This window comes from Sorangium sp. So ce176, assembly GCF_051519835.1.
GTDB lineage: Bacteria > Myxococcota_A > Polyangia > Polyangiales > Polyangiaceae > Sorangium > Sorangium cellulosum_G.
Genome location: NZ_CP150371.1, coordinates 11,811,200 through 11,837,571, shown reverse-complemented (window position 1 = coordinate 11,837,571; position 26,372 = coordinate 11,811,200). Strand labels below are relative to the sequence as shown.

Below are 26,372 nucleotides of genomic sequence, written 5' to 3'. Positions count from 1 at the left end.
CTCATGAGGCGCCCAGCTCACGCTCGATCGCGGCGGCCTGCTCCTGCAGAGCCTCCGCCTCGCCGAGGTGGCCGCTCAGCCGGTGCAGCTTCGCGAAATCGGCGAGGAGCCTCGCCTCCTCGCGCCGGTTCCCGATCTGCCGCTCGATGGCGATCGCGCGGGTGTACAGCGTCCGCGCGGTATCATACCGACCCTGGACGGCGTAGGCCATCCCGAGGCTCGCGAGCGTGAGCCCCTCGGTCGGCAGGTTGCCCGACTCGCGCGCGGCGCGCAGCCCTTCTTCCCAGTACGTGCGCGCGTCGTCCGGCTGCTGCATCGCCCAGTGCGTGCGGCCGAGGCCCAGGAACCCGAGCGCCTCGGACGCGCGATCGCCGAGCTTCTGCGCGTCGGTCAGCACGCGGATGTGCTCCTGCCGCGCCTCCTGGTACCGGTTCCGCGCCTCGAGGACGTCGCGCGCGAACTCGTAGCGCACGATGACGCTCTCGGGCGTCGGCTCCGGCGACAGCTTGAAGTAGACGCGGTAGAGCCGCGTCGCCTCCTCGTGCGCGTAGCGCGCCGCCGCCTTCCGCGCGCCCGCGAGGAAGTAGCGGCGCGCGTGATCGACCTTGCCCGCGCGCCGCCAGTGCCGGCCGAGCGCCACGAGCTGGTCCTCGAGGTCGTCGCCGTAGAGGCTCTCGATCGCCTCGGCGGCGAGCCGGTGGAGCTCCTGCAGCCGCGCGCGGGACTGCATCTCGTAGGCGGCGTTCCGGAGCAGCGCGTTGCTGAACTGAAAGCGCCGCTCCGTCATCTGCGACCAGATGCACTGCGCCTCGCCGATGCGCACGTGCTCCTCGAGCACCGACGCGTCGGGGAGCATCAGCGCGAGCACGCGCAGGTCGAACTCGCGCCCGAGGACGGCGGCGGCGACGATCGTCTGCTTCACCTTCGCGTCGAGCCGGTCGAGCCGCGAGATGAGCAGGCTGTTCACGTTCTTGGGCGGCATGAACGTGTTCGAGATCGAGATGGAGCTCGAGCTCGAGCCGTAGCGCCCGTCCTCGAGCCAGTAGGCGAGGATCTCCTGCGCGAAGAACGGGTTGCCGCCGGCGGTCTCGCAGAGCAGCGTCGCGAGCATGTCCGGCATCGGGCCGCCGAAGAACGGGACAGCGAGCGCGAGGAGCTGCTCGCGCGGCAGCGGCTTCAGCTCGATCACCTTCTCGGAGATCCCGGGGTCGAGCGGGATGCGCACCGGGGTGCCGTCGTCCTTGCGCCGCGTCGTACAGATGATCGCGATGGGCAGCCCCCTGCACGCACGCGCGATGACGCGCACCGCCTCGAGCGAGTCCTCGTCGGCCCAGTGCGCGTCCTCGAGGTGGAGGATCACCGGCTGGAGCGACGCCTCGGCGAGGAAGACGAAGGAGAGCGCCGACAGCGTGCTCGTGTACCGGAGCTTCGGGTGCAGGCGCTCGTACGGCGAGTCCTCCCAGCGGATGCCGATCAGCGCCGCGAACACCGAGCGCGCGCGCTCCAGCTCGCGCTTCAGCGCGGCCTGGCTCTCGGGCAGCCGCTCGAGGAGGTACTCGAACGCGTCGTCGAAGTTGGTGAGCTTCTCTTCCTTGCCGAGCGCGGAGGACTCCCAGAAGTACTCCTTCAGCGCGAACTCGAACGCGTTCAGCGAGCTCTGGAGCGTCTGGTCGCAGCGCGCGTCGATCCACAGGAAGGGCCGGTCGCTCTGGTGCTCCTCGCACCGGTGGCGGAAGCGCTGCACGAGGTAGCTCTTGCCGAGCCCCGGCTCGCCGTCGATGTACGTGATCCCGGCGGGCCTGCCCTCGAAGATCGGCCCGACGTAGCGCGCGAGCTGCTCGATCTCCGCCTCGCGGCCGATGAGGCCGAGGTCGTAGAACTCCTTCTGGACCGAGATGCGGCGCCGCTCGAGCGAGTAGACGAGGATGGGCAGATCGAAGCCCTTGAACCGGAAGATGTTCTCCGTCGTCCACTGGTAGCTCGTCTCGCCGGCCCGGAAGACCTGCTCGTCGGCCCAGATCGCCGACCAGGGGGCCTTCGCGACGAGGCGCGCGGCGAGGTTCGTCGCGCGGCCGATGCACGCGAACTCGTGCCGCTCGGTGCCGCCGTTGAAGCCGGCGTAGCGGACGTCGCGCGTGATCCCCGCGCGGAGGCGCATCTGCCGGAGGCCGCGCTTCTTCAGCTCCAGCGCGAAGTCGAGCGCGCGATCGTTGTCGTTCTCGTGCGTGATCGGCGCGCCGAAGTGGATGAGCGCGGCGATGCCGAGATCGCCCGCGTCGATGCCCGTGAAGGTGCCGCCGTACAGCTCCGAGAGCTCGTGCAGGAGGCGCGTGAGCTCCGCGAAGCTCGGGATCTGCTCGAACGAGAGGAAGACGCTCGTGACGTTGCGGAACTCGCCCTCCGGGGGCATGTCCGCGACGCCCCTCGCCACGAAGGCGGTGCCCTCGCCGCGCGGCGGGTTCCTCGGGACCTGCGGCATCCTGGGCGCCGGCACGTCGCCGAGCTTGTAGACGCCCTCGCCGTGGTACTTCGCGCTCGCGGGCGGGATGCGATCGCAGAGCGCGCGGTCGAGGAGGATGTCCCCCTTCTGCGCTTGCCGCTCGATCGCGACGCACGCGGCGAGCGCCTGCCCGTGGAAGTGGTAGTACGCGCGCTCCGGGGAGATGCGGACGATGCCCCACTCGACCGAGCCCCACGCCAGCCCCATCCGGAACGAGAACGGGAAGCTGCCGAACGGCGTGTCGCGCTCGGGGTGCTCCGCGAACAGGTCGCGCATCGAGAGCGCCGCGCCGAGCACGTACTCCGCGACCTTGCGGTCCGGCGTGTCCTGGAACAGCGCCGTGAACGCGTCGCCCGCGAAGTTCGTGATGAAGCCTCCGGCGTGGTGGACCGCGGCGATGAGCGGGTCGAAGTAGTACCGGAGCGTGCCCGCGAGCGTCTCCGCGCCCGCGCGCCCGTGCTGCATCAGCTTCTCCGTGAGCTCGGTGAAGCCGGGGATGTCGATCATCAGCACCGCCCCCGTGAAGCTGCCCTCGGTGTTGCCGAGAGCGTCTTGCTGGATGATGAAGTCGGGGACGAGCGGGTTCATTTCCTTGCTCCTCAGCAACGGATCCCGCTTGGAATCGGCCTGGGAAGCGCGTCTGCGGGACGCAGAGCCTGGAGTCTACCGCCGGCGGGAACAGATGAATACGGGGATCTTCGATCGGCGGCCCCATCGGCGCACGAGGCGCTCGTCGGGTGCTGCGCGGGCTGGTCCCGACGCTGCGCGGGCTGGTCCCGACGCTGCGCGGGCTGGTCCCGACGCTGCGCGGGCTGGCCAGCGTGCGCGCGCTCCGCAGGACACGGCACACCGGCGCCTCGTGAGGGGTGCTCCTCGACGGAGAGCCTGGAGTATCGCCCCATCCCGTCGGCGCGGACATCCGCCCAGAGCGGCCGCGCAGAGAGGACAGACGGGGACACGATGAAGAGATGTGTGGGGCGCTGGAAGGTCATCGTTCGATCTGGATATCCAGCGGCCGAGGCGGGGGAGGTGACGGCGGCGGCGTGTCGGGGGCCGGCGAGGGTCTCGGGGCCGGCCGCCCGTAGGACCTGGGCGCCGGGGTCGCCGGGGTCGCCGGGGGCGGCGTGGGCGCGGCCGGCGTGCTCGTCGGCGCGGCCGCGCGCTTCGTGAGCGTGGCGACCAGGCGGACCGACTGATCCGAGGGACCCTGGACGATCGAGTACGGCTCGTACCCCTCTTGCCGCACGGTGAGCCGGCGGGGATTGGCGCGCACCGAGCTGTTCGAGATCGAGAGCTGGAGCGGCGTGTTGCCGAGGAGCTTGCCGTCCTCCAGGACCTCGGCGCCGGAGGGCATCGACTCGACCATCAGCACGAACGAGCTGACGTCGGGCGGCGGCGGGGCGACCTGCGGCGGCTTCTCTTGCGGCACGGCGACAGGCGCCGGCTCGCTCGGGCGCATCTGCGACATCGCGACCCCGATGCCCGCGACGGCGAGGACCCCCACCGCGACGAGCACGATGCCCTTGCGGCCCTGCGGCGCCGCGTCGGCGGGGCGCGAGGCGGCGCCGAGCGACGCGTCGTCCACCTGCGAGCCCGCGCCGCTGGACGACGACGGGGGCGAGGGGCTCGCGGGGATCGCCGTCATCACGCGCACGGGCGGCATCGGCGTGGGCATCCTGCCGGTCCCGCCGGAGTCCATGGTCACGAGGCCCGTCGAGCCGAACGCCGGCGACAGGCCGATCGCCTGGGCGCACTCGCCGAGGCCGCGGATGAAGGCCTCCATGTTGGCCGGGCGGCCGTCCGGCTCCTTCGACAGGCAGCGCATCACGAACGCCTCGAGCACCTCGGGGACGTCGGCCTCGGGGTTGCGCTCGCGCATCCGCGGGACGGGCTGCTGGAGGTGGGCGATCAGGATCTGGACCGAGTTCTGCGCCTCGAAGGGGACCTTGCCGCAGAGCATCTGATAGACGATCACGCCCAGCGAGTAGACGTCCGTCCGGAGGTCGACCTTGCCGTGCGAGATCTGCTCCGGCGACATGAAGCGCGGGGAGCCGAGGAACGAGCCCTGCTGCGTGAGCTCCTCCGAGTCGTCGGCGAGCACCTTCACGAGGCCGAAGTCGAGGATCTTGACGAGCTCCCCGGTATCCTCGCCGGGGACGAGCATGACGTTCGACGGCTTCAGATCGCGGTGCACCACGCCGTGCTTGTGCGCCTCGCGGAGCCCGCGCGCGATCTGCCGGGCGATGCCCATCGCGTCGGGCGCCGACAGGCGGCCGGCCTTGCGCAGCCGCCGGAAGAGCGTCTCGCCCTCGAGGAACTCCATCGCCATGAAGTACCGCTCGGGCTCCATGTTCTCGACTCGGCCGTAGTCGAAGACCGTGACGATGTTCGGGTGCTGGAGCCTGGCGAGGATGCTCGCCTCGAGGAAGAAGCGCTTATGAAAGTTGGGATCGATCTGATTCGATGAGTTGGTGGGCGTGAGGACCTTGATCGCGACCTGGCGCTCGAGCGCGATCTGCTCTCCGCGATAGATGACCCCCATGCCGCCCGTCGCGAGGAGGGAGTGGATCTTGAACTTCTGATTCAAGACCTTTCCGAGCAGCGGATCGGACTCACCGCTGGCCGACGAGGCACTGTCCGAAAGCTTCTCCGCCGTGCTCATGGCCTCTGTCTCTTTCCCCTTCCCATCCCGCTGGCCCCCACTGCTGGCAGTCGGGGAAAGCGTACCCCGATCCCGTCGCGCGCTGCCTTCGTTCGCCTTGCGTTCGACTTACGTCTGTCTCACGTCCGGGCTTACGTCCTACCTCACGTCTTGCCTCACGTTTCGCTCACGTCCGATACAAATCCTGGGACCTGGCTCGCCGCGACGCCGCCCGCGCTCGTCGGCTTGATCTCCGGACTCGCTGCGGCACGTTGAGCTCAGCCTACCGTAAGCCGCGAGCCGATCCAACCCAGCTGCTGAAGTTGACATCCGTTGGCTACCCGACCGCACGCTGTGGGCACGCGTCGCCGGCCGGGACGCTTGCTCCCTGAACGAGCTTGCTGCATGGGCGGATGTACCCGTACTCTGACCGGGTCCCCGATGCCGCCGCAGCACTTTATCCGATGCCAGGCGTGCGGGTTGCCGCACCCGTCGGACACCGAAAGGTGCCCGGTGCACGGCACGGCGCTCACGCCGAGCGTCGCCCCGCCCTCCTCGACGCGGGTGCCGCCGACGAGCAGGGGCGAGTCGGTGTGGCCGGTGGACGGCCCGCTCGGGCACGAGTTCGATCCGGACCAGCCCCGGCCGACGAAGGAAGCGCCGCTCGTAGGCCGGCTTCTGCACGATCGCTACCGTATCCTCGGCGTCATCGCGAAGGGCGGGATGGGGATGGTCTATGACGCCATCCACATCGGCCTGCGGCGCCGCGTCGCGATCAAGACGCTCCGCGGCCAGTACGCGCAGAGCAAGACGGCGATCGCCCGCTTCCACAACGAGGCCGCCGTCGCGGGCCGCTTCGGTCACCCGAACATCGTCGAGGTCTACGATCTCGGCGTGCTCGAGGACGGCACGCCCTACCTCGTGATGGAGCGGCTCGAGGGCGAGACGATCACCGAGCGGCTCGGGCGAGAGCGCCCGATGCCCATTCCCGTCGTGCTGGACGTGGCCGTCCAGGTGCTCAGCGCGCTCGTCGTCACGCACACCGAGGGCATCCTCCACCGCGATCTCAAGCCGGACAACATCTGCCTCGTCGGCGGCGGCCGCGGCCCGCTCACCGTGAAGGTGCTCGACTTCGGCGTCGCCGAGGCGTTCAACACGGGGTCGGGGCCGTCGATCCTCGTCTCCACGGGCGCCGCGGGGAGCCACGCGGTGGCCGGCACCCCGGCCTTCATGGCGCCGGAGCAGGCGCAGGGCGTCCGCGACCTCGACGCGCGCGCGGACCTCTACTCGGTGGGCATGCTGCTCTACGTGATGCTCACCGGGCAGCTCCCGTTCAAGGCGCCGACGCCCGCGGCCCTGCTCGCCGAGATCCAGCGCGTCAAGCCGATCAGGCCGCGCATGCTGCGCCCGGAGGTGCCCCACTCGCTCGACGTCGCGACGATGCGCGCGCTCGCGCTCGACCGCGAGGAGCGCTTCCCGAGCGCGGCCTCGATGCTCGACGCGCTCGAGCAGGTGCAGATCGAGGCGGCCATCGGCGGCGCCCCGCCGGCCGAGCCGACCGAGCCGGTCGATCCGGACTCCGAGAAGGTCGAGTACTTCTACCGGAAGAGCGTGCTCCCGCCGCCCATGGAAGAGTGAGCGGCGCGCGCGGGGGGCGCGGGAGGTCGAGACCATGCGAGCCGTCGTCATCCGTGAGCCGGGCGGGCCGGACGTCCTGGAAGTGCGCGAGGTGGAGCCGCCCGAGGTGCCCGAGGGGCACGTGCGCGTGGCCGTCCGCTTCGCCGGGGTGAACCGCGCCGATCTGCTCCAGCGGCTCGGCGTGTACCCGGCGCCGCCCGGCGCGCCGCCGGACGTGCCGGGGCTCGAGTACGCGGGCGTGATCGACGCCGTCGGCAAGGGCGCGCGCCGCTTCGCGCCGGGCGATCGCGTCTTCGGCCTCGTGCCGGGCGGCGCCTACGCCGAGCGGATCGTCGCCCACGAGCGCGAGGTCGCGCCGGTGCCGGACGGGCTCACCGACGAGGAGGCAGCGGCCGTCCCCGAGGCGTTCGTGACCGCCTACGACGCGCTCGTGACGCGCGCCCGGCTCGCCCCCGGCGAGCGCGTGCTCGTCCACGCGGTCGGCAGCGGCGTGGGGACGGCCGGCCTCCAGATCGCGCGCGCGCTCGGGTGCTTCGTCGCCGGCACGTCGCGCACGCAGGACAAACTGGACCGCTGCCGCGAGCTCGGGCTGCACGCCGGGATCGCGGCGTCGGGCGGGAAGTTCGCGGACGAGGTGCTGAAGGCGACGCGCGGCGCGGGCGTCGACGCGGTGCTCGAGCTCGTCGGCGGCGCGTACGTCAGCGAGGACCTCAAGGCGTGCGCGATGCGGGCCCGCATCGCGCTGGTCGGGCTGACCGCCGGCGCCTCCGCGGAGCTCGATCTGCGCGAGCTCCTGCGCAAGCGGGTCGAGCTGATCGGCACCGTGCTCCGCTCGCGCCCCCTCGAGGAGAAGATCGCGGCGGCGCAGGTGCTCGAGCGCAACATCTCCCCGTGGCTCGCGAGCCGCGCCGTGCGGCCGATCATCGACAGGGTCTTCCCGCTCGACGATGCAGCAGCAGCGCACGTTTACATGGCGAGCAACGCGTCGTTCGGGAAGGTGCTGCTCCGGCTCGACGCGTGATCGCGTCAGAGCGCGCGGGCGCTCCTCACGCGCCGCGGCCGAGGAGCCGCGCGAGCGCGCCGGCCTCGGCGTCGTGCGCCTCGGCCTCGCCGGCCGGCGTCCACGACATGTCGACCTCGAGCCGGTACGAGCCCTCGAACGCGTGCGGCGGCGATCCGCCCCACTCGTCGGGCGAGAGCATCGAGAGGTAGCGGACGCCGTCGGCGCGCCGGTAGAGGTGATAGACGTGGCCGGGCCGCTTCTTGAAGCTGCACGCCGCGCGGTGGAGCTCGCTGTCGCGCTGCGCGGCCTCGAGGACCTGGCGCGCCTGCTCCTGCAGCGCCCGGATCTGCCGCGCGATCTGCGCGAGCTTGCCGCCGGTGACAGCGCCGAGCAGCGCGTCGGCCTGCTGGATCTCCCGCGCCACGTCGACCAGCTCGTGCGGGGGGGAGAGCCGGCTCAGGGGGTAGGGCGAGGTGCTGGCGGGGCCCTCGTGGCGGCCGCCGCCGTGCCTGGTGAAGCCGTCGTCGCTCATGCGGACCCGGAGCTTAGTGCAGCGCGCGCCCGCGCTGTAGCGGCCGCGGCGCGGGATCGCCGTTCCGTGACGCCGCCGGCGCCCGCCGCGGCGGGCTCGTCCGGGCGCGCGCCCTCCGCCGCCGGGGCGCCGTCCCGGCGGTCGTCACGGGTCCGGGCACCCGTCCTCGTCCGCGACGCCGTCCTCGTCTTCCGGCTGCGCGGGGCAGCGATCCTCGTCGTCGAACACGCCGTCCTCGTCGTTGTCGCCTTCGGGGCACCCGTCGTCGTCCTGGAAGCCGTCGCGGTCCTCCGCGAGCTCGCGGCACTGGTCGACGTCGTCGGCGACGCCGTCGCCGTCGGCGTCGTGGACGCGCGGGGTCCACGCGACCGAGAGCACGCCGCGCAGCGGCGAGGTGCCGATGCCGCCGACCAGCGCGGTCTGCACGCCGCCGAGGAGAGAGAAGTCGCCGAGCGCGTAGCGCGCCGCGAGGCCGAGCTCGAGGGCGGCCATCTCCTGGCGCTCGAACGGCGCGACGGGCGAGAGCGGCAGGTGCCCGTGCGCCTCCAGGAAGAACGTGGCGCGCCCCTCCGGGTCGATGCCCAGGATCTGCGGCCGGAACGAGAGGCCGAGGCCGAAGGGGAGCTCGTGGCCGAACACCGTGGGGCACGGATCGGCGCCCGCGGCGTCGATCGGGGTCGCCTGGCACGCGAAGCGGGCCCGCTCGGCGCGGAGCTTGAGCCCGGCGGCGAGGTGCGCGCCGAACGCGATCAGGCGGTACTCGGCGAGCAGCCTGAGCTCGTTCGTGACGCTCCCCTCGCCCACGTACGACGCCTCGTCGCCCGTGGGCAGCGTGAAGCGGTCGTGCAGCGCGAGCGCGAACCCGCCGAGATCCCCCCCGGCGGGCTGCACGAGCGTCAGCTTGCCGACGAGCCCGAGATCGCCGAGCGCCTGCGCGGGGACCCACGTCGGGCCGAGCACGCGCGTGGCGTCGGACGTCGGCGCGTCGCCGGTCTGGTGGAGGACGACGGGCAGCGTGAGCCCCACGAGGAGGCGCCGCGCGATGCCAACGCCGGCCGCGAAATCTGCGCTGACCTGGTGGCGGATGACGTCGAAGCGGACCTCGTCCGACGCCGGGTCGCGGAGCACGATGGGGCGGAAGGCGTACGAGGCCCAGAGGCTCGCGCTCCACTCTCCGGTGTCCGGGGTCGCGGCGGGCTCCAGGTAGACGCCGGCCCCGGGATCGATCGAGGCGCGGAACCCGCGGAGGTCCGCCGAGGGCTGGGCGGCGGCGAGCGAGGCCACGGAGGCGGCGAGCAGCGAGGTCAGGGCGAGGGCGCTCGGTCGCATGGCCGGGGGAGACTAATCCAGCGCAGGGGAAATTGGGCGCCCCGTCGTCCGCCCCGCGCGGGGCGCTGAACGCTGGACACGGGCGGGTGGCGGCGGGCGGCAGACCCGACGACCGGCGGACGCGACGACCGGCGCGCGGGATGCCCGAAACATCGCGTTCCGCTGCGGGTTGTGCGATAGCGGGGCATGGACTCCATCCGGATCCGGGGCGGCAAGCCGCTCTCCGGCAAGATCCGCATCAGCGGCGCGAAGAACGCGGCGCTGCCGATCCTCTGCGCGACGCTGCTCTCCGACGGCGAGAGCCTGCTCCGCAACGTGCCCGCGCTGCGCGACATCGAGACGACCTCCGCGCTGCTCCGGTTCCTCGGGCGCAACGTGGAGGTAGCGGCCCCGATCGTGAAGGTCGGCGCCGGCGACAACGTGCGGCCCGAGGCCCCCTACGAGCTCGTCAAGCAGATGCGGGCGAGCGTGATGGTCCTCGGCCCGCTGCTCGCGCGCTTCGGCCGCGCCAAGGTGTCGCTCCCCGGCGGCTGCCAGATCGGGACGCGCCCTGTCGATCAGCACCTGAAGGGGCTCGAGGCGCTCGGCGCGACGATCCGGCTGTCGCGCGGCTACATCGTCGCGGAGTGCAAGCGGCTCCGCGGCGCCGAGGTCGTGTTCGACCTGCCGACCGTGACCGGCACCGAGAACCTGATGATGGCGGCCGCGCTCGCGAAGGGGCGGACCACGCTCGTGAACTGCGCGCGCGAGCCCGAGGTCGAGGAGCTCGGCCGGGTGCTCAACAAGATGGGCGCGCGCGTGAGCGGGGCCGGCACGGACGTCATCCACATCGAGGGCGCGGACGAGCTGGAGCCGTTCGACCACGCGATCATCTCCGACCGGATCGAGGCCGGCACGTACATGGTCGCGGCGGCCGCGGCCGGCGGCGACGTGCTCATCGAGAACGCGCCGCTCGAGGACCTCGAGGCGGTCGCGGCCAAGCTGCGCCAGGCGGGCGTCGAGGTGGGCCGCGAGGGCGACTGCGTGCGCGTGCGCCGCGACCCCGGGCGGCCGCTGCGCGCCGTCGACGTCACGACCGCGCCGCACCCGGGCTTCCCGACCGACATGCAGGCGCAGTTCATGGTCCTGATGTGCCTCGCGCAGGGCACGTCGCGCATCGTCGAGACGATCTTCGAGAACCGCTTCATGCACGTCCCCGAGCTCGGGCGCATGGGGGCGCACATCGACGTGGACGGCCACACGGCGCACGTCCACGGCGGCGCGCCGCTGTCGGGCGCGACCGTGATGGCGACGGATCTTCGCGCGAGCGCCTCGCTCGTCATCGCCGGGCTCGTGACGACCGAGGGCGAGACCGAGGTGCTGCGCGTCTACCACCTGGATCGGGGCTACGAGTTCATGGAGCGCAAGCTCGCGCAGATCGGCGCCGACGCGGTCCGCGTCGAGGGGCGGGCCGGATGAAGAAGCCGCTCACCATCGCCGTGCCCAAGGGGCGGATCCTGAAGGATCTGATCCCGCTCGTGCAGCGCGCCGGCCTCGACAGCACGCCGCTCCAGGAGAACGATCGCCGCCTGGTCCGGCCGACCGCAGACGGCGCCTTCCGGTACGTGTTCCTGAAGCCGGACGACGTGCCGACCTACGTCGAGTACGGCGCCGCCGATCTCGGGGTCTCGGGGCGGGACACGCTCCTCGAGCGCCGCCACGATCTCTACACGCCGCTCGATCTCGGGATCGGCCGCTGCCGCCTCGTCGTGGCGGGGCCGGAGGACACGCCGATCCCCGATCTGCCGCGCGTGGCCACCAAGTACCCGCGGATCGCCGGGGACCACTTCGCGAGCAAGGGCGTGGTGGCGGAGATCATCCCCGTGCACGGCTCGGTCGAGCTCGCGCCGCTCGTGGGGCTCTCTCACCTGATCGTCGATATCGTCGAGACGGGCGCCACGCTGCGCGAGAATCGCCTCGAGGTGCTCGAGACGGTCACCGAGGTGAGCACCCTTCTCATCGCGAACCGCGCGTCGTACAAGCTGCGGAGCGACGACGTGCGCCCGCTGGTCGAGCGCCTGCGGGCCGCGACGACCGGCGCGCAGCGGTGAAGGCGCGGTCCGGCGGCGGCGGTCATCGCCGCTCGCCGGACCGATGACCGGCTCGCGGATCGACGACTGCCACCATCGGAGACATGGAGAGGGGAGGCCCCGTTGCTATCGCTGTTCGCCGCGCTTCCGGCCGATATCGACACATGGGTGGGAGGGGGGACCAGCGTGGTCGTGGGCGTGCACCGCGACCCTCCGGGGACCCGCCGCTTCGACGCCCTCGCGCAGGCCGAGGTCGGGCTCCGGGCCTCGAGCGACTCGCTCTATTTCCGGCTCGATCTCGACGTCCAGGCCACCTCGGCGCCGCTCGGCCTGCCGGGGTTCGGCCTGCCGGGGTTCGTCTACCCCGAGTGGTCCCTGCCCGCGCAGGAGATCAAGATCGGTCCTCCGGAGTGGGCGATGCTCCAGATTGGCCGGGAGGATCACCACCTCAGGCTCGGCGTCATCACCCATGCGATTGGCATCGAGGACTGGGACAACTGGATCAACTACTTCCCGACCTCCTCGACGATGATCAGCACCGTGCCGGGCCGGATGCTCGGCGTCGAGCCCGGCCTCGTCCTCGGCGAAGGGTACGAGGTCAACGTCTTCGGCGGCTTCGATCTCGACGTCGACGCGCCGACGTTCGGCGCCGGCCTGACCACGATGCAGGCGCTCTGGTCGACCTGGTCGGGCGTCGCGTTCTATCCGACCATCGATTTCTATTCGGCGGTCGTCGCCCTGGAGTTTTACCCGGCCGAGGCGCTGTCGGTGTCGATCGACGGCAGCGTTGGGCTGGTCGGCATGGCGGACGACGTCGGGTCGGTGAAGCTGAAGCCCTGGGTCGGCGGCGAGATCATCGCCAATATCCTTCCGAAGGTGGCAATCCATCCGCTCGTCCGAGTCCAGGCTCTCCACGAGCCCGGAGGTGCCCTCTCCGCGTTCCTGTTCGCGCCGCAGCCGAGCGTCTCGGCGAGCGCCGGGCTCACCTACGCGCCGTTCGACGAGCTGAAGATCAGCCTCGAAGGCAAGGCCTCCCGGGTCGAGGACGACATCCTGCCCGGCCTGTTCGCCCTGGTGGCGCTCCGCCGGCCCGAGCCGCCGCCGTATGCCGCCAAGTGAGGAGACGGCGCGGCGCCGCACTTTTCCATGAAACACAGGAAACAATCAGGGTAGGGTCGGCTCGGCGGCCGGCGAGGCGCGCGCCCAATCGTTACCGATCGTTACCGATCGTCGCCTGAGCGGCCGCGCGATCGCGCCCGCGGCGCCCGTCGCCCTTCTTTCGCGTCTCGCGCTGGCCACCCTTGTGATAGGGTGGCGGCCCCTCTCATGAAAATCCACGAGTATCAAGGCAAGCAGGTCTTCGCCCGCTACGGGGTGCCGGTACCGAAAGGCGAGCCCGCTTTCCAGGCGAGCGAGGTGGCGCCGATCGCCGATCGGCTGATCTCGCAGACAGGGAACCCTGTCGTCGTCGTGAAGGCGCAGATCCACGCGGGCGGCCGCGGCAAGGGCGGCGGCGTCAAGGTCGCGAAGGGCGGCAGCGCGGAGGCGACGGCGCTCGCCGAGAAGATCCTCGGCATGCAGCTCGTCACCAAGCAGACGGGCCCCGAGGGGCAGAAGGTCCGGCGGCTCTACATCGAGCAGGGCCTCGACATCGCGCGCGAGCTCTACTTCGCGATGCTCGTCGACCGCGAGCGCCGCCGCATCGCGGTGATCGCGTCGACCGAGGGCGGCATGGACATCGAGGAGGTCGCCCACAGCACGCCGGAGAAGATCTACAAGCTCTTCATCGATCCGGTGCTCGGCCTCGCCCCGTACCAGGGGCGGCAGCTCGCGATCGCGCTCGGGCTCACCGCGAAGGAGACGCAGCGCCAGTTCCTCAAGCTGGTGGCCTCGCTCTACACGTGCTTCACCGCGGAGGACTGCTCGCTGCTCGAGATCAACCCGCTCGTCGTGACCAGCGCCGGAGACGTCTTTGCGCTCGACGCGAAGGTGAGCTTCGACGACAACGCCGAGTTCCGGCACCCCGAGTGGAACGCGATGCGCGACGTCGACGAGGAGGATGCTGTCGAGCTCCAGGCGAAGCGGGCCGGGCTCTCCTACGTCTCGCTCGACGGCGACATCGGCTGCCTCGTGAACGGCGCCGGGCTCGCGATGGCGACGATGGATATCATCCTGCACTACGGCGGCAAGCCGGCGAACTTCCTCGACGTCGGCGGCGGCGCCTCGCAGGAGCAGGTCAAGACCGCGTTCCAGATCATCCTGCGGAGCGAGCGGGTGCGCGGCATCTTCGTCAACATCTTCGGCGGCATCATGCGCTGCGACGTCGTGGCGGCCGGGGTCATCGCCGCGGCGAAGGAGCTCGGGCTCAAGGTGCCTCTCGTGGTGCGCCTCGAGGGGACCAACGTCGAGGCCGGCCGCAAGCTGCTCGACGAGAGCGGTCTGACCATCCAGTCGGCGAGCTCCATGGCCGACGGCGCGCAGAAGATCGTCGCCGCCACGCGCGGCGGCAAGGGCCAAACTGGCGCCTAGGCGCCCGCGAGCACCGAGCCTCGAACCCAGTTGAGCAGCGAGCGACGGCGATTGCCGGGCTCCTGTCCACGTTGAAGGTAGAGTAATCAAGCGATGAGCATCCTCGTCAACAAGGACACGCGGGTCGTCTTCCAGGGCATCACGGGCGCCTACGGCTCGCAGCACGCCCGCGCCTGCATCGAGTACGGGACGAAGGTCGTCGCCGGCGTGACGCCCGGCCGCGGCGGCCAGCGCTTCGAAGACAAGGTGCCGATCTTCGACACGGTCGAGCAGGCCGTGCGCAACGAGGGCGCCGATGTCTCGTGCATCTTCGTGCCGCCGGTCGGCGCCGCGGACGCGATCACGGAGGCCGTCGACGCGGGGTGCCGGCTCGTCATCTGCATCACCGACGGCGTGCCGGTGCTCGACATGGTGCGGGTGCGTCGCTTCCTCGAGGGGAAGCCGGCGCGCCTCATCGGGCCGAACTGTCCCGGCGTGATCACGCCCGGCGAGTGCAAGATCGGGATCATGCCGGGCCACATCCACAAGAAGGGGCACATCGGCGTCCTGTCGCGCTCGGGCACGCTGACCTACGAGGCGGTCGGCCAGCTCAGCGCGCTCGGGATCGGCCAGTCGAGCTGCGTGGGCATCGGCGGCGATCCTGTCGGCGGGATGGACTTCATCGACGTGCTCGAGCTGTTCAACCAGGATCCCGACACCCACGGGGTCGTGCTGATCGGCGAGATCGGCGGGACGGCCGAGCAGCGCGCGGCGGCCTGGATCAAGCAGAACATGAAGAAGCCGGTGGCGGCGTTCATCGCGGGCCGCGCGGCGCCTCCGGGCAAGCGCATGGGCCACGCCGGCGCGATCATCGCGGGCGGCGAGGGCACGGCGGCCGAGAAGATCGCGGCGCTCGAGGCGGCGGGGGCCAAGGTGGCCGCCACGCCGGCCGAGATGGGCGTCGCGATGCAGGCGGCGCTCCAGGCGGTGCGCTGAGCTGCCCGGGCCCCCTCACAGGGGGCCTACCCTGCTCTTGATCCGATGATCCGGCGACGCCGTCACTCGAGCGGTATCGTCCTCCGCTCGGACGAGCTCCGCAGGGCGGCCTCGATGATGCGGATCACGTCGCGCGACTCCTCGGCGCGCACCGGCGGCGGGGCCCCGTCGAGGATCGCCGCGGCGATGCCCTCGTAATAGGCCTCGTAGGCGCCGGGCAGGCTCTCGATCGTGCGGCGTTCGCCGTCGGCCGTCACCAGCGTGCCGGACCAGCGCGGGTCCTCGCGCCCCCACTCCGGCGTGCCGGGGCGCTTGCCCGCCTTGAGCGCCTCCTCCTGGCCGTCGATGCCGAACTTGAGGAAGCTGCCGCCGTCGCCGTGGACCGCGAAGCGCGGGCCCGGCTCGCGCACCAGCGTGGAGGAGCGCACGATGACGCGGCGCCTGCCGTGGTCGAGCGTGAGGTGGAAATAGTCGACCGCGCGCGCCCCGGGCCGCTGCGCCAGGACGTCGGCGGTGACCGCGCGGGGCGGGCCGAAGAGCACGAGCGCCTGGTCGATCAGGTGCGCGCCGAGGTCGTACAGGATCCCCGAGCCGGGCGACTCCTGCTCTCGCCAGCCCGGCTTGATCGCGGGACGAAAGCGGTCGAAGTGCGCCTCGTACGAGGCCACCTCGCCGAGCAGGCCCTGCGCGATGCAGCGGCGCACGGTGAGGAAGTCGGCGTCCCAGCGGCGGTTCTGGAACACCGACAGGAGACGGCCCTTGCGCGCAGCCAGCGCGATGAGCTCGTCCGCCTCGCCGCTCGTGTTCGTGAACGGCTTGTCGACGACCACGTGCTTGCCCGCCTCGAGCGCCGCGCGCGCGAGCGGAAAGTGGGTCTCGTTGGGCGACGCGATGACAACGAGGTCGATCCCGGGCTCGGCGATCAGCACCTCGGGCGTCGGATGCACGGCGACGCCCGAGTGGTCGGTCATGACCTGGCCCTCCCGTCGGGTCGCGATGGCCGCGAGGCGCAGCCGGGGGACGGACCGGATCAGCGGGGCGTGGAAGACGGCGCCGGCGAGGCCGTAGCCGATGAGGCCGACATAGACGCGCTGGGACATGGCAGGACGGGCTCGCGGCGGACGCTAGCCCGAAGGGGCGCCGGGGGGAAGCCCGGCAGGGCGGCGAGGCCGCGCAGGGCCTCCGCTGAGGCGCGCGACGGCGGCCGCGAGCCGCCAGGCGCGTCCGCGTCGCTCGCGATCGCGGCTTGCGGCCCCCCTGCATCCTCATCACCCGTCATCGCGCCGGCGACTCACCGGATGCAACGTCATCGCTCGTCATCGCGCCTGGTGACCCGGCGAGCACATCCTCTTCGCTCGTCATCGTGTCTGGTGCCCCCCGGGCGCGCCATCATTGCTGTTCTTCGCAGGGCGCGCCCTGGCAAACACCACTACGACACACGCGACCTCACCACGGACCGCCGCGTCAGCGATGATCACGGGAGACGTGGTCTCCATGCGTCCAATGTCGTCCCACATAACCCCGCCGGCGCGGGGCGAGACGGTTCGTGCAGACGCGGCGTGGCGCTTGCGATAGCCTCCTCGGTTCGGAGGCTTGTGATGCACGCCAGGAGCGTCCTTTCCGTACTCGCGCTGACAACCTTGATGGCCGGCAGCCCCTTCGCGGCGGGATGCAAGACCGCCGCCGAGGCCAGCGTGACCGAGGAGTCGGTCGAGGCGGCCCCGGTCGCGCTCGAAGAGCCGCTGATCGAGGAGCACGACGGCGGCTCGGTCGGGTGGGAGTTCGCGGCCGACGGCACCGTGAGGGCCGCGGTCAAGACGCCTGACGGCAAGCCCATCGACAAGGACGTGAGCGGAACGCTCACCTGGAGAGGGCCGAACGGCGACGCGCAGGTCCCGCTCACGCTCGACCCGAAGACAGGGCTCCTCATCGCTGCCGGGCCCAGGCTCGAGGCCGACCTCACCGAGGTGAAATACAACGTCGTCGTCTCCGGGAAGCCGTGGAACGGCACGCTCCACGTGCCCGCAGGGGGCACGAAGGTCATCGTCGAGGGCGCGAGAAAGGCCGAGAAGCGGCCGATCCCCCCAGGCAAGACAGGCCCGAACGGCGGCGTCATCCAGGTGGTCGGCGACGACACCATCGAGGTGGTCGCGGACAAGACCTCCGGCCAGGTCAGGGTGTATGTCCTCGACGCGAACTTCAAGCCGATCCCCGTCGGTGACCGCAAGATCAAGCTCGGGTTCGTGGGGTCGAGCTCCGAGCTCATCCTGTTGAACCCCGGGCCCGGCGGCCTCTACTGCACCGGTACGATCGCGACGAAGGTGAACCCCGTGAAGCTCACGGTCGTCGTGGCGCACCCGACCCACGCCGACGTGGTGCTCGTCGGGTATCGCCCCGGCGTGCACGTCGTCGTCGGCCCGAGCGCGCCGTCCCTGCACGTTGTCGTGGCGACGACGTGGAACGTGGGCGTGAAGGTCAAGACGAATCCAGGCGTGGTGGTGGTCCACGATGACGACGACGACGATGACGACGGGCGAAGGATCCACATCCACGTGCACGGCAAGCACAAGGGCAAGCACAAGCACAAGCACAAGCACGGCCGCGGGCACTGGCACTGATCTCGCGCGCCGCTGGGCGAGCTACCTGTCCGCCGAGGTCGACGCCGCCTCGCTCGCCGTCTTTCGCGTCGGCTATGGCGCCCTGATCGCATGGGAGGTCGTCCGGTACGCCCTCCACGATCGGATAACCCGCTATTACATCGAGCCGAGCTTCTTCTTCAGCTTCGTCCCCTTCGTCCGCCCCTGGGGCGGGACGGGGATGTACTGGCACTTCGCCGCCCTCTTCGTCCTCGCCCTCCTCTGCGCCGCCGGGCTCTTCTACCGGGTGAGCGCCGCGCTGCTCTGCGCCGCCCTCACGTACGTCTTCCTCCTCGACAAGGCGCAGTACCTCAACCACCTCTATCTCCTCTGCCTCCTCGGCCTGCTGCTCGCCGTCGCCCCCGCGCACCGCGCGCTCTCGCTGGACCTGCTCCGCGCGCGGCGCGCCGCGCCCTCCAGCGCGCCGGCCGAGACGACGCCGCGCTACTACCTCTTCGCCCTGAAGGTTCAGATCGCGATCGTCTACTTCTACGGCGGCGTCGCGAAGCTGAACGGCGACTGGCTCCGGGGGCAGCCGCTCACGATGTGGCTCGCGGATCGCGCCGACGCGCCCCTCGTCGGGCCGCTCCTCGCCACGCCGGCAGCGGGGCTCGCGCTCTCCTATGCAGGGCTCCTCATCGACCTCTCGATGGGCTTCCTGCTCTTCTCTCGACGTACCTTCCCGCTCGGCGCGGCGATCGCCGTGGCGTTCAACCTCAGCAACGCTTTCCTGTTCAAGATCGGGATCTTCCCCTATGCGATGATCGCCTCGCTCGCGCTGTTCGGAGACCCCTCGTGGCCGAGGCGGCGGCTGCCCTTCCTGTTCAGGGCAGCGGACCGCGCGGCCGGCGGCGTCCCTGCCCCCTCGCCCGCGGCGCCGCGGCGGAGGGCCCTGCCGCTCGCGCTGCTGCACGGATATCTCCTGTTCCACCTCGCGGTGCCGCTCCGCCACTGGGCTTATCCGGGCGACGTGGCCTGGAACGAGGCCGGACACCGCTTCTCGTGGCGCATGAAGCTCCGCGACAAGAACGTGAGCGAGCTCGACATTCACGTGCTGGATCCGAGGACCGGCGTGCGCGAGTCGCTCGACCTCGGGGAGTGGCTCACCGATCGGCAGCTCGGGGAGATGTGCACGCGGCCCGACATGCTCGTCGACTTCGCGCGCCACGTGGCCGACCGCTGGCAGGAGGACTTCGGGGTGCGGCCGATCGTCACGGCCAAGGTGGTCGCGTCGCTGAACGGAGGGCCTTTCCGCGACCTCGTCGACCCGACGCTGGATCTGGCGTCGCGGCCGAGGGGGCTCCTCGCGGTCGTGCGGCCGCCCTGACGCCGCACGTCGGATGGCGGACTACTCTATACTGATGCTCTCCGTCCGTGATCGACGCTACGACACCGACGGTCAGGACCACCGCGAGCTCGAACACAGGCACACATGACCACCACAGCATCGATCGATTTGCCGGGACACGTCATCGAGCAGCTGATCCATGAAGGCAGCAAGACCCAAGTTTACCGCGGCCGCCGCGCCGCGGATCAGCGGCCGGTCGTCATCAAGACGCTGAAAGGCGAGCACCCGAGCGTCCGCGATCTCGCGCTGTTACGGCACGAGTTCAATCTGCTGCATGATCTGGCGCATGATCTGGACCTCGATGCCGTGGTGCGGGTGTGCGCGCTCGAGAGGATGCGCGGCGGCCTCGCCCTCGTCACGGAGGCGGTCGAAGGCACAACCCTGAGGGCGATCCTCCACGATCGCCGGCTCGACCTGCGCACAGCGCTGGCGCTCTCGATCGCCATCGCCGACGCCATCGGCGCGGTGCACCGCTGTCACATCATGCACAAGGACATCAATCCCAGGAACATCATCATCAGCTCAGACCTCCGCCGCGCCACGCTCATCGACTTCGGCGCCGCGTCGCGGCTCCACCAGGAATTCCAGCAGACGACCTCGGTCTGTACCCTGCAAGGGACGCTCGCGTACATATCCCCCGAGCAGACCGGGCGCATGAACAGGGGCATCGACTACCGTGCGGATCTGTATTCGTTCGGCGTCACCTTGTACGAGATGCTGACCGGCGCGCTGCCGTTCTCGGATGCCGATCCGATGGACGTTCTCTACAGCCACATCGCGCGACCGCCCGTCCCGCCGCACGAGCGCCGCGGGGACGTGCCCCAGCCGGTGTCCGAGATCGTCATGAAGCTCCTCGCCAAGACGCCGGAGGACCGCTACCAGAGCGCGTACGGTGTCAAGGCGGACCTCGCGGAGTGCCTGCGCTCCCTCGAGCAGACGGGCCGGGTCCACCCCTTTCCCATCGGGCAAAGCGATCGCAGCTACGAGCTGCGCGTCCCGCAGAGGATCTACGGCCGGGACGCGGAGCGGGACCGGCTCCTTGCCGCCTTCGAGCGCGTCCGAGCGGGCGCCGCGGAGCTCGTGCTCGTCTCCGGCTACTCCGGCGTCGGCAAGAGCGCGCTGATCCACGAGACCTACAACGCGATCGCCAGGGTCGGAGGCCACTTCGCCCACGGGAAGTTCGATCAGCTGAACCGCGGGGTGCCCTGCGCCTCGGTCGTCCAGGCGTTCAGGGGGCTCGTGCAGCAGATCCTCTCCGAGCGGACAGAGGCTCTGTCCCGCTGGAGAGCAGAGCTCGGCGCGGCGCTCGGCGCGAACGCCGGAGTCCTGGTCGAGCTCATCCCAGAGCTCGCGCTCATCGTGGGCGAGGCGCCCCCCGTCGCGGCGCTCGGCCCCTCCGAGTCGCAGAACCGCTTCGACATGGTGTTCCGGAGCTTCCTCGGCGTGTTCGCCGCCCCGTCACACCCGCTCGTCCTGTTCCTCGACGACCTTCAGTGGGCGGATCCGGCGTCGCTCAGGCTGCTGCGGCTCCTGCTCACCGATCCCGACACGGGCCACCTCCTGGTCGTCGGGGCGTACCGCGACAACGAGGTGAGCCCGGCGCACCCCCTCGTCATCACCCTCGACGCCCTCCGGGCCGCGAACGCGGCCGTGACGGACATCCCCCTCGCGCCGCTCTCGCCGGAGGACGTGGCGGCGCTCGTCGCGGACGCCCTGGGCCGCGCGGCGCAGGACGCCGCGCAGCTCGCCGAGCTCGTCCACGGGAAGACGCAGGGGAACCCGTTCTTCATCGGCCAGTTCCTGCGGATGTTGAACGATGACGGGCTCCTCCGCTGCGAGCCGGAGACCGGCAGGTGGACATGGGACCTCGCAGCCATCGAGGCGCGGGCCGTGACGGACAACGTCGTCGATTTCATGATCGCCAAGCTGCAGAGGCTCTCGACGCCCACCCAGCGCGCCCTGAAGCTCGCGGCGTGCATCGGGCACAGGTTCGACCTGCGCACGCTCGCGACGATCTCCGAGCAGCCCGCCGCACAGGCGGCGCAGGACTTGTGGGAGGCCATGCAGGAAGGGGTCCTGCTCCCCATCGACGCAGACTACCGGCTCGTGCAGCCGGGAGATCCATCCCACGACGATTCGGCGAGCGAGGCGTCGGTCGCCGTCACCTACCAGTTCTTGCACGATCGCGTCCAGCAGGCGGCATACGCCCTCATCGCGGACGAGCACAAGCGCGCCGCCCACCTGCGCGTCGGTCGCCTGATGCTGGCCAGCCAGCGCGGCGAGCCGCAGGAAGAGCAGCTCTTCGATATCGTGAACCACCTGAACTACGGAGCCCGCCTCATCGAAGACCCCGGCGAGCGCGAGCTGCTCGGGCGCCTGAACCTGCGCGCGGGCAGGAAGGCCAAGAACTCGACCGCATACGGGGCCGCGGCGGAGTATTTCAGCGCAGGACGGAGCGCGCTCGGCGTCGACGGCTCTTCCGGGGACGACGTCCTGCGCTGGGCGCTCACGCTGGAGGCGGCCGAGTGCGAGTACCTGTGCGGCCGCTTCGCCGAGGCAGAGGCGCTCTTCCAGCGCCTGCTCGACGTTGCGCGGTCAAACCTCGATCGGGCGCGGGTCCAGAGCCTGCGGATGAAGCTCTACCAGGTCGCCGGCCGCTACGACGAAGGCGTCACGGTGGGACAGGAGGCGCTGCGCCTGTTCGGCGTCGAGATCCCCGGGACGAGCGAGGAGATCGGCGCCGCCGTCTCCGCCGAGATCGCGCAGATCCCCGAGAGCATGGCGGGCAGGAGCATCGAGGACATCCTTCACGCGCCGCTGCTCGCCGAGGATCACGTCCGCGCGATCATCAACCTGCTCGCCGACTGCGCTCCGTGCGCGTACATCGGGCGGCCGGGCGTGTTCCCGCTCATCGCGCTGAAGATGCTGAACCTGTCGCTGAGGCACGGCAACACCGAGGCGTCGTGCTTCGCGTACAGCGTGTATGGGCTCATGCTGGTCTCGGCGTTCGGCGATATCCCCTCGGGGTTCCGCTTCTCGGAGATGTCGATCCGGCTGAACGAGAAGCTCGGGGACATCTCGCTGCGGGGGACGCTGCTCCACCTCCACGGCGATCACGTCAACTTCTGGGTCCACCACATACGGAGCGACCTGCCCATCCTGGAGAGGGCGTTCCTCGCGTGCCTCGAGGCCGGCGACCTGGTGTACGCGAGCTACCTGGCCTTCGAGACGGTCTGGCAGGTCTACGAGAAGGGCGATCCGCTGGAGGAGGTCCACCGCGTCGCCGAGCGCTTCGCGTCGTTCGCGCGCAAGACAGGCAATCACGCCGTCCTCGAGACCATCCGGCTGGAGCAGCAGTTCCTGCGCAGCCTGAAGGGGCTCACGGCGGCCGACGCCTCGCTGAGCGAGGAGGGCTTCGCCGAGGAGGAGTGCCTGGCCGCGCTCACCCGGGCGAGCTTCGGGTGCGGTATCGCCTTCTATCACGTCATCCGGCTCATCCTGCTCTATTCCCACGGCCGGCCCGAGGCGGCGCTCGCCGCGGCAGAGGCGGCGCGCCCCGTCCTCGGGGCCGTCATGGCGATGCCGATCGAGGCGACATACCACTTCTATCTCGCGCTCACGCTGGTCGCGCTCGGCGAGCACGACGAGCGCGCGCGGCGGCGGCACGCAGAAGCGCTCTCCGCGTCGCTCGCGAAGCTCGAGCTCTGGGCGCGCCAGTGCCCTGACAACTTCCGCGCGAAGCACCTCCTGGTCCTCGGCGAGATGGCGCGCGCCTCCGGGCGCGACGCCGAGGCGATGGAGCTCTACGACGACGCGATCGACGCCGCCCGTCAGAGCGAGTTCATCCAGTACGAAGCGCTCGCGTCGGAGCTGGCCGGGCTGTACTACGCGCGCAAGGGCCGGCGGCGCATCGCGGCGCTCTACCTGAATGCGGCGGTGCGCGCCTACGGGCAGTGGGGGGCCGAGCGAAAGGCCGCGGCGCTGATCCAGCAGCACGGGCTCGACGCGCCCGCCGTCGATCGAGCGCTCGCGGCGGAGCGAGATCAGGCCATCTCCAGCTCGAGCACCGTATCGGTGAGCCACCCGCTCCTCAACAAGCTCGCCGACGTCGCGGCGGTGCTGCAGGCGACGCACGCGATCTCGAGCGAGCTCGTGCTCGGGAGGGCCCTCGATCGCGTGATGCGCGCCGTCCTCACGAGCTCCGGCGGCCAGCGCGGCTCCCTGGTGCTCACGCGCGAGGGCCGGCTGTTCATCGAGGCGACCATCACGATCGACCCGGAATCGGTCGAGGTGGAGCTCCGGCGCCCGCTCGAGGAGTCCTCGGATCTGCCGGTCAGCGTCGTGCACTACGTGGCGCGCACGCGGGAGCTCGTCATCCTGGACGACGCCGCGGCGAGCCCTCGCTTCGCGGCGGATCCTTACCTCGCCGCGCGCCGGACGAGGTCGGTGATGGGCCTTCCGCTGATCCACCAGAACCGGCTCACGGGCGTGCTGTACGTGGAGAACGCGCTCGCGAGCGGCGCCTTCACCGCGGAGCAGACCGAGCTGCTCCGCCTGCTGGGCGCGCAGATCGCGGCGGCGCTCGAGAATGCGCTGCTCTACGGTCGCCTGCAGGAGGTCTCCGAGGGGCACCGCGCCATGAACGACCGGCTCGAGAGCGAGGTGCAGCGACGCACCGAGGAGCTCTGCGCGGCCAACGAGCGCCTGTCGCAGAAGGCAGAGGAGCTGAACTGGGCCAATGAACGGCTGCACGGAGAGCTCCACGAGCGCGAGCGCGCCGAGCAGGCCCGGGCGGCTCTCCAGGAGGAGATCATCGCGGTGCAGCGCCTGCGCCTCTCGGAGATGGCGACGCCCATCATCCCGATCACCGACCGCGTCATGGTCATGCCGCTCATCGGGACGATGGACGCGGCGCGCGCCGCTCAGGTGCTGGAGGCGACCCTCGCCGGCGTGCAGCGCCACAACCCGTCCACCGTGATCATCGACATCACCGGCCTGAAGCAGGTCGACGCCGGGGTCGCCGACACGCTGGTCCGCACCGCCTCGGCGCTGCGCCTGCTCGGCGCGCAGGCGATCTTGACCGGCATGCAGCCGGAGGTCGCCCGGGCGCTCGTGCAGGGCGGGATCGACCTTCGCGGCATCGTCACCCGCTCGACGCTGCAGAGCGCCATTGCGCACGCGCTCGCGCCGTCCCGCGCCGCGGCGGCCGGCTGAGCGCGCGGCCATGGCCGCGGCGCGAGCCAGCGCGCAGCGCGCTGACGGTCGCCGCGCTCAGCGCCAGCACGGCGCCGATACCGAGGCCGAGGCGCGGCGCGGCGTCGATCGGCGTGAGCGTGAAGAGCAAGGTCATGACGACAGCGCCCGCCGTCTGGCCGGTCAGCCGCGCGGTGCCCTGCATGCCGCCCGCGGCGGCGCTCCGCGCGCGCGGCGCCGCGAGGAACATGTTGCGGTTGTTCGGCACCTGGAACAGGCCGAAGCCCGCGCCGCAGAGCGCCACGAACGGCACCAGCGAGAGCGCGCTGCCGTGCGCCGGCACCAGCGCGAGCGCAGCGAGCCCCAGCGCGAGGCACGCCGCGCCCGTCGCGCACAGCCAGGCCGTCGAGATGCGGTCGGCGAGGCGGCCCGCGACGGGCGCCACGATGGCCACGCTCAGCGGCCAAGGCGTGATCATCAGCCCTGTGGTCAGAGCCTCCTGGCCAAAGCTGTGCCGCAAATAGAAGGGCAGCGCGACCAGCGCTGAGGCCTGTCCCGCGAAGCACGCGACCGACGCGATCACGGAGACGCGAAACGAACGGCTGCGCAGCAGGTCGAGCGGCACCAGGGGCGCCTCCTTCGGCAGCTCGCGGCGGAGCAAGAGCGTCGCGCTCAGGACGGACGCGGCGAGCAAGCCGGCCCCGAGCGCTGGCTCCGCTGGCAGCAGCTCCGCGCCTGCGATCAGCGCGCCGAAGGCCCCCGCGTTCAGCGCCATGCTGGTCGCGTCCAGCGCTCGCGCCGCGCCGGGGACACCGGGGAGACCGCGCGTGGCGAGCAGCACCGCCACGCCGAGCGGAAGATTGACGGCGAACAGCCAGGGCCAGCTCGCGCTCGAGAGCAGCGCGGCGCCGACCGTGGGCGCTGCGGCCGAGGACAGCGCCACGGCGAGCGCGTTCCAGCCGATGGCGGCTGCCAGCTGCGCCTGCGGAACCACGAAGCGCAGCAGCGCCACGCCGAGCGCCATCACGGCGGCGCCCCCGAGCCCCTGCAAGAAGCGCGCAGCGACCAGCCAGTGGAGCGATGGCGCCAGCGCACACAGCACCGACGCGCCCGTGAACAGCCCGACGCCTGCCGTGAACACGGCGCGATGGCCCAGGCTCTCGCCCAGCGCGGCGCACGGCAACAGCGCCATGACCAGCCCGAGCTGGTAGGCGCTGACGACGCGCACCGACACGGCGGGCGTCACCTGGAACGCGTGCGCCAGCACGGGCAGCGCCACGTTGGCGATGCCCGCGGAGAGCACCACCAGCACCAGGGCAGCGATCACGCACGCAATCGCCTCCGCGCGCGCCGGGCCCTGCACACCGGAGGCCGCCTGATCGGACGCCTCGCTCGGCAGGGGCGCGTCCGCAACCGGGGCGCGCAGCGCCATCATGTTCCCACCGTCCAGGCGCCGTTGCGCTCGACATAGCGGGTCACGCGCCGCGCGACCTGATCTTCCTGTTTGAGGTCGCGCTCGGTGAAGCGGAACAGCAGCGCCGGGCCGGCAACACAGCGCGTGTCGTGAATATCTCCCGGCAAGAACAGCTGCGCCTGCCCGGCGCGCAACAGCGTCTCGTCACGCTTGACCAGCTGGATGCCCGCTCCGGTCTCGACGCGAGCGTAGGTCGACATCGCGATCTCTCCGCGCTGCAGGGCGTAGATCACCCAGCCGCGGCCGTGATCGTGCGGCGGGCGGTAGAGCCCGGCCTGCTCGGTGTGCGCCTGCAGCACGAAGCCGTGCTCCGCGTCGCGGTAGAGCTCTCTGGACGCGGGCGCGTCCTCGTGCAGCGCCGCGAGCCAGGGCTCGGCGGCGTGCGCCTTCGCCAGCCGTTCCAGGTGAAGGCGGCAGCTGGCGACAAGGTCGCTGCTGAGCGGTCCCCAGCTGGCGCGGGTGCGATGGATGAACAGCGCAAGGGCGTTGTCGGTCATGGGTGGCC

At 71.2% G+C, this 26,372-nt stretch carries 18 protein-coding genes; 11 read left to right on the top strand and 7 right to left on the bottom strand.

Annotation, left to right across the window (positions count from 1 at the left end):
• Window position 1 precedes the first annotated feature (1 nt).
• Window positions 2–3,088: an AAA family ATPase gene (locus WMF42_RS44710; protein ID WP_061607730.1), complete on the bottom strand. Its 3,087-nt coding sequence runs from the start codon at window positions 3,086–3,088 to the stop codon at window positions 2–4.
• A 149-nt stretch (window positions 3,089–3,237) separates the two neighbouring features.
• Between WMF42_RS44710 and WMF42_RS44705 the strand changes: the two genes are divergently transcribed.
• On the top strand, window positions 3,238–3,363 hold the full coding sequence (locus WMF42_RS44705; protein ID WP_437689395.1) for a hypothetical protein: 126 nt from the start codon (window positions 3,238–3,240) through the stop codon (window positions 3,361–3,363).
• 125 nt (window positions 3,364–3,488) lie between these two features.
• On the opposite strand, the gene WMF42_RS44700 is transcribed toward WMF42_RS44705, so the two are convergent.
• The gene (locus WMF42_RS44700; protein WP_437689393.1) at window positions 3,489–5,087 is read right to left on the bottom strand and encodes a protein kinase domain-containing protein; all 1,599 of its coding nucleotides are present in this window, start codon (window positions 5,085–5,087) and stop codon (window positions 3,489–3,491) included.
• Window positions 5,088–5,654: 567 nt separating this feature from the next.
• On the opposite strand from WMF42_RS44700, the gene WMF42_RS44695 reads away from it, so the two are divergent.
• Window positions 5,655–6,779 carry a serine/threonine-protein kinase gene (locus WMF42_RS44695; protein WP_233561385.1) on the top strand — a complete coding sequence of 375 codons (1,125 nt, stop codon included), beginning with the start codon at window positions 5,655–5,657 and terminating at the stop codon, window positions 6,777–6,779.
• Window positions 6,780–6,813: 34 nt separating this feature from the next.
• A complete protein-coding gene (locus WMF42_RS44690; protein WP_437689391.1) occupies window positions 6,814–7,800 on the top strand; it encodes an NAD(P)H-quinone oxidoreductase in 987 nt (328 codons plus the stop codon).
• 25 nt (window positions 7,801–7,825) lie between these two features.
• On the opposite strand, the gene WMF42_RS44685 is transcribed toward WMF42_RS44690, so the two are convergent.
• Entirely contained in the window at window positions 7,826–8,314 is a 489-nt protein-coding gene (locus WMF42_RS44685) for a DUF2452 domain-containing protein (RefSeq protein ID WP_061607734.1), read from the bottom strand.
• Between the two features lie 144 nt (window positions 8,315–8,458).
• Window positions 8,459–9,643: a hypothetical protein gene (locus WMF42_RS44680; protein ID WP_061607735.1), complete on the bottom strand. Its 1,185-nt coding sequence runs from the start codon at window positions 9,641–9,643 to the stop codon at window positions 8,459–8,461.
• A gap of 186 nt (window positions 9,644–9,829) precedes the next feature.
• On the opposite strand from WMF42_RS44680, the gene murA reads away from it, so the two are divergent.
• From murA to sucD, 5 genes are all read left to right on the top strand, one after another.
• Window positions 9,830–11,101, top strand: a complete 1,272-nt coding sequence (gene murA, locus WMF42_RS44675) for a UDP-N-acetylglucosamine 1-carboxyvinyltransferase (protein WP_061607736.1) — start codon at window positions 9,830–9,832, stop codon at window positions 11,099–11,101.
• Window positions 11,098–11,733 carry an ATP phosphoribosyltransferase gene (hisG, locus tag WMF42_RS44670; protein ID WP_061607737.1) on the top strand — a complete coding sequence of 212 codons (636 nt, stop codon included), beginning with the start codon at window positions 11,098–11,100 and terminating at the stop codon, window positions 11,731–11,733. Before murA ends, hisG begins: the two co-directional genes overlap by 4 nt.
• 102 nt (window positions 11,734–11,835) lie before the next feature.
• The gene (locus WMF42_RS44665; RefSeq protein ID WP_233561386.1) at window positions 11,836–12,831 is read left to right on the top strand and encodes a hypothetical protein; all 996 of its coding nucleotides are present in this window, start codon (window positions 11,836–11,838) and stop codon (window positions 12,829–12,831) included.
• Between the two features lie 207 nt (window positions 12,832–13,038).
• Window positions 13,039–14,241: an ADP-forming succinate--CoA ligase subunit beta gene (gene sucC, locus WMF42_RS44660; protein WP_061607738.1), complete on the top strand. Its 1,203-nt coding sequence runs from the start codon at window positions 13,039–13,041 to the stop codon at window positions 14,239–14,241.
• Window positions 14,242–14,334: 93 nt separating this feature from the next.
• Window positions 14,335–15,216, top strand: a complete 882-nt coding sequence (gene sucD / locus WMF42_RS44655) for a succinate--CoA ligase subunit alpha (RefSeq protein WP_437689387.1) — start codon at window positions 14,335–14,337, stop codon at window positions 15,214–15,216.
• A gap of 62 nt (window positions 15,217–15,278) precedes the next feature.
• Here sucD and WMF42_RS44650 read toward each other — a convergent pair whose 3' ends face one another.
• Complete coding sequence (locus tag WMF42_RS44650; RefSeq protein WP_061607740.1) at window positions 15,279–16,316, bottom strand: oxidoreductase; 1,038 nt, start codon at window positions 16,314–16,316, stop codon at window positions 15,279–15,281.
• 498 nt (window positions 16,317–16,814) lie between these two features.
• Here WMF42_RS44650 and WMF42_RS44645 point away from each other — a divergent pair, with 498 nt between their 5' ends.
• The 3 genes from WMF42_RS44645 (at window position 16,815) to WMF42_RS44635 (ending at window position 24,414) form a co-directional block, all read left to right on the top strand.
• Window positions 16,815–17,834: a hypothetical protein gene (locus WMF42_RS44645; protein WP_437689386.1), complete on the top strand. Its 1,020-nt coding sequence runs from the start codon at window positions 16,815–16,817 to the stop codon at window positions 17,832–17,834.
• Complete coding sequence (locus tag WMF42_RS44640; protein ID WP_437689384.1) at window positions 17,725–19,179, top strand: HTTM domain-containing protein; 1,455 nt, start codon at window positions 17,725–17,727, stop codon at window positions 19,177–19,179. The genes WMF42_RS44645 and WMF42_RS44640 overlap by 110 nt, the downstream gene beginning before the upstream one ends.
• Before the next feature lie 105 nt (window positions 19,180–19,284).
• Window positions 19,285–24,414, top strand: a complete 5,130-nt coding sequence (locus WMF42_RS44635; RefSeq protein WP_437689382.1) for an AAA family ATPase — start codon at window positions 19,285–19,287, stop codon at window positions 24,412–24,414.
• Here the strand turns inward: WMF42_RS44635 and WMF42_RS44630 are convergent.
• Both WMF42_RS44630 and WMF42_RS44625 read right to left on the bottom strand, forming a co-directional pair.
• The gene (locus tag WMF42_RS44630) at window positions 24,344–25,828 is read right to left on the bottom strand and encodes an MFS transporter (protein ID WP_437689380.1); all 1,485 of its coding nucleotides are present in this window, start codon (window positions 25,826–25,828) and stop codon (window positions 24,344–24,346) included. The two genes, WMF42_RS44635 and WMF42_RS44630, sit on opposite strands and share 71 nt — an antisense overlap.
• A complete protein-coding gene (locus tag WMF42_RS44625) occupies window positions 25,825–26,364 on the bottom strand; it encodes a hypothetical protein (RefSeq protein ID WP_061607744.1) in 540 nt (179 codons plus the stop codon). Before WMF42_RS44625 ends, WMF42_RS44630 begins: the two co-directional genes overlap by 4 nt.
• Window positions 26,365–26,372 lie beyond the last annotated feature (8 nt).

Coding starts and splice junctions, on each gene's coding strand:
- WMF42_RS44710 (WP_061607730.1), bottom strand. CDS start 3,088: ATGAACCCGCTCGTCCCCGACTTCATCATCCAGCAAGACGCTCTCGGC.
- WMF42_RS44690 (WP_437689391.1), top strand. CDS start 6,814: ATGCGAGCCGTCGTCATCCGTGAGCCGGGCGGGCCGGACGTCCTGGAA.
- WMF42_RS44685 (WP_061607734.1), bottom strand. CDS start 8,314: ATGAGCGACGACGGCTTCACCAGGCACGGCGGCGGCCGCCACGAGGGC.
- WMF42_RS44680 (WP_061607735.1), bottom strand. CDS start 9,643: ATGCGACCGAGCGCCCTCGCCCTGACCTCGCTGCTCGCCGCCTCCGTG.
- murA (WP_061607736.1), top strand. CDS start 9,830: ATGGACTCCATCCGGATCCGGGGCGGCAAGCCGCTCTCCGGCAAGATC.
- hisG (WP_061607737.1), top strand. CDS start 11,098: ATGAAGAAGCCGCTCACCATCGCCGTGCCCAAGGGGCGGATCCTGAAG.
- sucC (WP_061607738.1), top strand. CDS start 13,039: ATGAAAATCCACGAGTATCAAGGCAAGCAGGTCTTCGCCCGCTACGGG.
- sucD (WP_437689387.1), top strand. CDS start 14,335: ATGAGCATCCTCGTCAACAAGGACACGCGGGTCGTCTTCCAGGGCATC.
- WMF42_RS44650 (WP_061607740.1), bottom strand. CDS start 16,316: ATGTCCCAGCGCGTCTATGTCGGCCTCATCGGCTACGGCCTCGCCGGC.
- WMF42_RS44645 (WP_437689386.1), top strand. CDS start 16,815: ATGCACGCCAGGAGCGTCCTTTCCGTACTCGCGCTGACAACCTTGATG.
- WMF42_RS44640 (WP_437689384.1), top strand. CDS start 17,725: ATGACGACGACGACGATGACGACGGGCGAAGGATCCACATCCACGTGC.
- WMF42_RS44635 (WP_437689382.1), top strand. CDS start 19,285: ATGACCACCACAGCATCGATCGATTTGCCGGGACACGTCATCGAGCAG.
- WMF42_RS44630 (WP_437689380.1), bottom strand. CDS start 25,828: ATGATGGCGCTGCGCGCCCCGGTTGCGGACGCGCCCCTGCCGAGCGAG.
- WMF42_RS44625 (WP_061607744.1), bottom strand. CDS start 26,364: ATGACCGACAACGCCCTTGCGCTGTTCATCCATCGCACCCGCGCCAGC.